The sequence below is a fragment of the Phenylobacterium sp. genome (assembly GCF_016793225.1).
Lineage (GTDB): Bacteria > Pseudomonadota > Alphaproteobacteria > Caulobacterales > Caulobacteraceae > Phenylobacterium.
Window position 1 is genome coordinate 1 of sequence record NZ_JAEUMN010000195.1, and the last position, 6,061, is coordinate 6,061.

Annotated in this window: 6 protein-coding genes; 2 read left to right on the top strand and 4 right to left on the bottom strand. The window is 71.7% G+C overall.

Annotated elements, in window-relative coordinates:
* The coding region (locus JNK30_RS22840; RefSeq protein ID WP_293486073.1) for a hypothetical protein at positions 1 to 255 on the bottom strand (255 nt) is incomplete at its 3' end.
* A gap of 155 nt (positions 256 to 410) precedes the next feature.
* On the opposite strand from JNK30_RS22840, the gene JNK30_RS22845 reads away from it, so the two are divergent.
* Positions 411 to 1,295 (top strand): TauD/TfdA family dioxygenase, encoded by an 885-nt coding sequence (locus JNK30_RS22845; protein ID WP_293486075.1) that lies wholly within the window; start codon positions 411 to 413, stop codon positions 1,293 to 1,295.
* A 148-nt stretch (positions 1,296 to 1,443) separates the two neighbouring features.
* Here JNK30_RS22845 and recA read toward each other — a convergent pair whose 3' ends face one another.
* The 3 genes from recA to JNK30_RS22860 all read right to left on the bottom strand — a co-directional run bounded on the left by recA (position 1,444) and on the right by JNK30_RS22860 (position 5,119).
* On the bottom strand, positions 1,444 to 2,526 hold the full coding sequence (recA, locus tag JNK30_RS22850) for a recombinase RecA (RefSeq protein ID WP_293486077.1): 1,083 nt from the start codon (positions 2,524 to 2,526) through the stop codon (positions 1,444 to 1,446).
* A 234-nt stretch (positions 2,527 to 2,760) separates the two neighbouring features.
* Positions 2,761 to 3,777, bottom strand: a complete 1,017-nt coding sequence (locus JNK30_RS22855; protein ID WP_293486079.1) for a mechanosensitive ion channel domain-containing protein — start codon at positions 3,775 to 3,777, stop codon at positions 2,761 to 2,763.
* A gap of 37 nt (positions 3,778 to 3,814) precedes the next feature.
* Positions 3,815 to 5,119: an SLC13 family permease gene (locus tag JNK30_RS22860; RefSeq protein WP_293486081.1), complete on the bottom strand. Its 1,305-nt coding sequence runs from the start codon at positions 5,117 to 5,119 to the stop codon at positions 3,815 to 3,817.
* Positions 5,120 to 5,228: 109 nt separating this feature from the next.
* Here JNK30_RS22860 and JNK30_RS22865 point away from each other — a divergent pair.
* Positions 5,229 to 6,061 (top strand): hypothetical protein (locus JNK30_RS22865; RefSeq protein WP_293486082.1); only part of this gene is annotated, 833 nt, incomplete at its 3' end.

Consider the following 6,061-nt stretch of genomic DNA (forward strand, 5'->3'; position numbering starts at 1 on the left):
CGGCGCGAGCTCGGGAGGCGCCGCCGACAGGGCCGTGCGCTCGTTTCGAAGCCACGCCGCCGTCTCCGGCGTGGTCGCGCCCTTGACGAACACATGCTGTCCGTCCGCCAGCGTGACGAGGAAGCGGTGAGCGGCCGAAAGGCCCGTGTCGGGCCGGACCTGGCGCGTCCAGGCGCGCCCCATCGCGCCCTCCACGCGCTCGCGCAGGTCCGCGGGTGGCTCCGGCTGGGCGCTGCTGGGGACGTAGTCGGCCATCGTTCCGCAACTCCGCATCGCCACGCTAGCGCATGGCCCTCCCCGCAGGCGACCCTGGGGACGATAGGCGCCCGCGCCGGCTGGACCCCCGGACGGCCCTGCGCCAAGGTGAGGCCAAGAGCGCGCCAGCAGCGCCGACGACCGAGGAAACCGCCATGAACGCCCCCGTCCTGACCAAGCACGTGCCCATCGAGGGCCTCCGCCGCACCGACTATGGCTCGTTTCAGGTGACCCCGGTGTCGCCGCACATCGGAGCCGAGATCCGCGGCGTCGACCTGGCCCGGCCGATGACGCCCCAACTCCTGGCCGACATCCGCGCCGCCTGGGCCGACTGGTCGGTGCTCGTGTTCCGGGACCAGCGGCTGGACCGCGAAGCGCACAAGGCGTTCGGCCGCCACTTCGGCCGGCTGCACGTGCACCCCATGGCGCATGGCCGTCCGGACCAGGATCCCGAGATCCTGGTGGTCAAGACGACCGCGGCCTCGCCGTACACCGCCGGTGAGGCCTGGCACACGGACGTCAGCTGCGATCCGATCCCGCCCCTGGGCTCGATGCTCTACATCACCGAGACGCCGGCCTGCGGCGGCGGCGACACCCTGTTCGCCAACATGTACATGGCCTTCGAGATGCTCTCGCCGTCGATGCAGGCCTACATGGAGGGCCTGACGGCGGTGCACGACGGGGCGCTGCCCTACATCGGCAACTACAAGTCCCAGGCGCCCGAGGGCGGGTACCCCCGCTCGCGCCACCCGGTGGTCACGCGCCACCCGGACACCGGGCGCAAGGTGCTGTTCGTGAACTCAGGCTTCACCACGCACATCGAGGGTCTGCACCGCTGGGAGAGCCGCGCCCTGCTCGACATGTGCTTCGACCTGCTGAAGCGGGAGCCGAAGCTGCACTGCCGGGTTCGGTGGGAGCCCAACACCCTCACCTTCTGGGACAACCGCTGCACCCAGCATCACTCGGTCTGGGACTACTATCCGCACTCACGATACGGCGAGCGCGTGTCGATCGTGGGGGAAGAGGCTCCGGCGGCCTAAGCTTGGCGGCGTGAGCCCGCCGGCTTGAACTTGGCGGCTGAGCCTGCCCGGCGGAGCCCTCTCGGTTTGAACTCCGGGGCCTCAGCCCCCGGCGCAGACCGGACCGCGGCCGGCCTCCCACGCCAGGGTGGGAGGCGCGACGCGCCGCTTAGAGCGAGCCGTCCTCGTCGTCGGCTTCGCCCTCGGCCGGACCGACCAGGAGCTGCTCCTCGACGGTCTCCTTGGCGCCGCGGACCTGCCGCTCGATCTGCTCGGCGATGTCCGCGTTCTGCTTCAGGAACTCCCGCACGTTGTCGCGGCCCTGGCCGATGCGCTGGCTGTTCCAGGAGAACCAGGATCCCGACTTCTCGATCACGCCGGCCTTCACGCCGAGGTCGATGATCTCGCCCAGCTTGGAGATGCCCTCGCCGTACATGATGTCGAACTCGACCTCGCGGAACGGCGGGGCCACCTTGTTCTTCACCACCTTCACGCGGACGTTGTTGCCGACGATCTCGTCGCGCTGCTTCACCGAGCCGGTGCGGCGGATGTCGAGGCGGACCGAGGCGTAGAACTTGAGGGCGTTGCCGCCGGTCGTGGTCTCGGGCGAGCCGTACATCACCCCGATCTTCATGCGGATCTGGTTGATGAAGATGACGAGCGTCTTGGCCTTGGAGATGGACGCGGTCAGCTTGCGCAGCGCCTGGCTCATCAGGCGGGCCTGCAGGCCGGGCAGCTGGTCGCCCATCTCGCCCTCGATCTCGGCCCGCGGCGTCAGCGCGGCCACCGAGTCGACCACGATCACGTCGATGGCCCCCGAGCGCACCAGGGTGTCGGTGATCTCCAGCGCCTGCTCGCCCGCGTCGGGCTGCGAGACCAGGAGCTCGTCGAGGTTGACGCCCAGCTTGTGGGCGTAGGCCGGGTCGAGCGCATGCTCGGCGTCCACGAAGGCGGCGGTGCCGCCGGCCTTCTGCACCTCGGCGACGACGTGGAGCGCGAGCGTCGTCTTGCCCGAGCTCTCCGGCCCGTAGATCTCGACGATCCGCCCCTTGGGCAGGCCGCCGATGCCGAGCGCGAGGTCGAGGCCGAGCGAGCCCGTCGAGACGGCCTCCACCTCCATGGTGGTCTTGTCGCCCAGCCGCATGACCGAGCCCTTGCCGAAGGCCCTGTCGATCTGCGCGAGCGCCGCTTCGAGGGCGCGCGCCTTTTCCGAATCTTCCTTGCCCACGAGCCTCAACGCCGACTGAGTCATTTCCGAACCCTCTCTATCGCAGATTCCCGCCGAACCGGTCGGGAGAACGCGTCGCCGCGTCGAGGACTCAAGCTGTACCGCCTTCACCGGATGTTCGCAAGACGTTCCGCGAACATGGCCGCGGCAGGAGCCGGCCTCGTCGTCGACCCGGTGCGACGCCCGCCCGGGTTGATGATCCTGTTCTGAAGAGCGGCTACGTCAAAAACGGTCGTAGGTGACCCCCCCCCCCGGCGATCAGCGGGTGTCACGGCCGGGGGCGGCGCCGTCGGACGGCTCGGGCCCGGGAAGCGGCCGCGCGAGATCCTCCGCCGCGTCGTTGGTGCTCGGGCTTCCCGTCGCCGCGGGCTGGTCCGCCTGCGGATGGTCGAGCCGGAGCGCATCGAGCGCCCGCTCGCCCTCCTGGCCGAAGAAGCTTCGCAGCCGCACGTCCATCTGGGGAAACGGGACCTCCACGCCCGCGCGGTCCAGCGCCTCGGCGATCGCCCAGGTGTAGGCGGCCTGCATGGCGGCGGGCCGCTTGACGGCGTCGAGGGTCGGCCAGACGAGCAGTTCGAACTCGAGCCCGGAGTCGCCCAGGCCGACCAGCCACACCTGGCTGCGCTCGGTTTCGGTCTCCGGCAGGGTGAAGGGCACGCTGCGCGCCGCCTCGAGCACCACGCTGCGGACCTTCTCGCGATCGCTGCCGTAGGCGACCCTGAAGGGTATGTGGATGCGCCGCCCCCGCCCGTGGAGCGTCCAGTTCACCACCGGCCCCTCGATGAACTTCGAGTTCGGGATGATGAGGTCGATGTTGTCGTTGGTGCGCACGTGCACGGCGCGAGGCCCGATCGTCTGGACGAGGCCGCGCCGTCCGTCCGCGAGCTCGACGTAGTCGCCCACGTTGAGGACCCTGTCGAAGATCAGCACCAGGCCGGAGACGAACTCCTTCACGATGCCCTGCAGCCCCAGGCCGACGCCCACGCCGACGGCGCCGGCGAACACCGCGAGGGAGGAGAGGTTGAGGCCCACCGTCGACAGTCCGGCGATGACCGCGAAGATCGCCAGGCCGTAGGTGACCAGCTTCTGGACGATGTAGAGCGCATCGGCGCCGTAGCGGACGCGGCCCCGCAGCCGGCCGATTCCGGCGCCCGCGAGCCGCGCCAGCAGCAGGCCCGCCACGATCATGCCCGCGCCGGCGACCAGCCCGCCCAGCGTGACGGGCGTGCGGCCTATGGCGAAGAGGACCAGGCCGCGCAGCTCATCGAGTTCCATGGGCCGCGAACGCCGCCTGCGGCGCAGCCGTTCCGGCTCAGAAGGGGAAGAAGTAGGGGATCGCCGCCACGCCGGCCGCCCAGGTGAGCACGCTGAGGGGCAGTCCGATCTTCAGGAAGTCGACGTAGGCGTAGCGCCCGAGCTGGTAGACGAGCACGTTCGTCTGGTAGCCGAAGGGGGTCGCGAAGGCCGCGCTGGCGGCCATCATCACCGCCACCAGGAACGGCCGCGGGCTGACGCCCAGGCTCTCGGCCAGCGCGATCGCGACCGGCGTCAGCAGAACCGCCACCGCGGCGTTGGACAGGATCTCGGTGAGGAACAGCGTGGCGCCGTAGATCAGGGCCAGGGCGGCGAGCGGCCCCAGCGCGCGCGTGCCCGACGCCAGGGTCTCGGTGGCGGCGGCGGCGAGCCCGGTGACCTCGAGCGAAAGGCCCACGACGACCATCCCCGCGATCAGCAGGAGGATCTCCGGGCGCAGGCCCTGGTAGGCCTCCTCGGGGGTGATGACCCGCATGGCCACGAGCAGGACCGCCCCTGCGAACGCTGCGGCGGCGATCGGCGCGACGCCCAGGGCGGCCGCCGCCACGACGCCCACGAACACCAGCAGCGACGCCGCCGCCCGTCCCACCCGCAAGGGCGCGTCGGCCGGGTACATCCGGGGATCGTCGCGCGGATCGTTCAGCTCGGCGTCGGCGGGGCCCAGCGCCGGGCTCTCGCTCTCGCCGGTCCGCCCCGCCGAAAGCAGCTGTCCGGAGAACAGGAACAGATAGACCGCGCCCACCAGCCCGATGACCAGCGCCACCGGCGTCATCTCGAACACGCCGAAGCCCGGTTGCCCGCCGCTTCGGGCCATGTCGTTGACCAGCAGGTTCGTGGAGGTGCCGATCAGCGTGCACGCGCCCCCGAGGATGGTGACGTAGGAGAGCGGGATCAGGAACCGCTTGGCCGAAAGGCCCATCTGCTCGGCGATGTCCTTCACCACCGGCGCGCCCAGGACCACGATCGGGGTGTTGTTGAGGAATGCCGACGCCACGCCGGACAGGGCGATCATGAGCCAGAGGCCGGCGGCCCCCAGCCGGCTGCACCCGCGCACCCCGGCGCGGATCAGCACCCCCAGCAGGCCCGACAGCTCCATGGCGCGGCAGATCACGAAGAGCGACGCGAGCGCGATGATCGCCGGGCTGGCGAAGGCCGCCTGCACCTCCACCGGCCGCAGCGCGCCCGACCCGAGCAGCACGGCGGCGCCGCTCAGGGCGACGACCTCGGAACGGAAACGGCCGGAAATCAGCGCCGCGACCACCGCCAGGAGCACAGCCAGCGACACGACTTGCGGCGTGGTCATCCCACGCCATCCCGCCCCGCGACGCCGCGTGGCCCGGACGATGGCGATCGCCTCGACTTCCGGGAACTGAGGGCCTGCGCCACCCCACCGTCTCTGCTAATATCTCGCGATGCGAGACAATAGAGCGAGGCCGCCCGGCCGCAAGCTGAGCCTCGTGGCCCCCCTGGTCATCGCCGCTCTGGTGGCCGTCGTCCTGGCGCTGGCCTGGTTCGCCAGCCGCCCGGCGGACGCCCCCGCCACGCCGCCGCCGCAGGTCACGCCGCCGGCGCCGGAACCGACGGCTGCCGCTGAGCCGGCGTTGCTCACACGCGCGGACCTGATCGCCGCGGCGGAGACCGCCGCCCGCTCCGAGGCCTCGGAACAGGATCGTCGCCCCGGCCCGGCGTTGCTCGAAGGACGCGCCTTCCGGGTGGCGATCCCGTTCGGCTGCGACGGGCCGCAGGGCGGGGCCGGGCCGGCCCAGGCCGGCTACGCGCTGGACGCCGAGACCCGCACCCTGCGCATCACGGCGCGCCCGATCGACTGGACGACGCTGCCGCTCGTCCGCGAGGCGGCGGACGCCTCCCGGATCGAGGCCGTGGAGGGGTTCTGGATCCCCAGGCCCTGGCGCGCATCGGACTCCTGCCCGCCCCGGCGCGATCGCCCTGCCCTGGCGACGCCGACCCCGCCTGCGCCCCAGACCGTGGGGCTCGCGCACGTCTTCGAGACGGGCAGTTCACGCCTCGAACGGCGAAGCGACCGGCCCTACCAGACCACCCGGAAGCTGGGCCCCGACGCGCCGCTGCCCCTCGCCACGCCCTTCCAGCTCGTCCTGGAGGGCCGGGTCGCGGCCTGGCCGGACGGGAAGCCGGTGCGCTGCTGGAGCGAGTCGGCCGATCACCGCCCGATCTGCCTCGTCGCCGTCGACCTGCAGAAGGTGACGCTCCTCGACCCCGTCAGCGG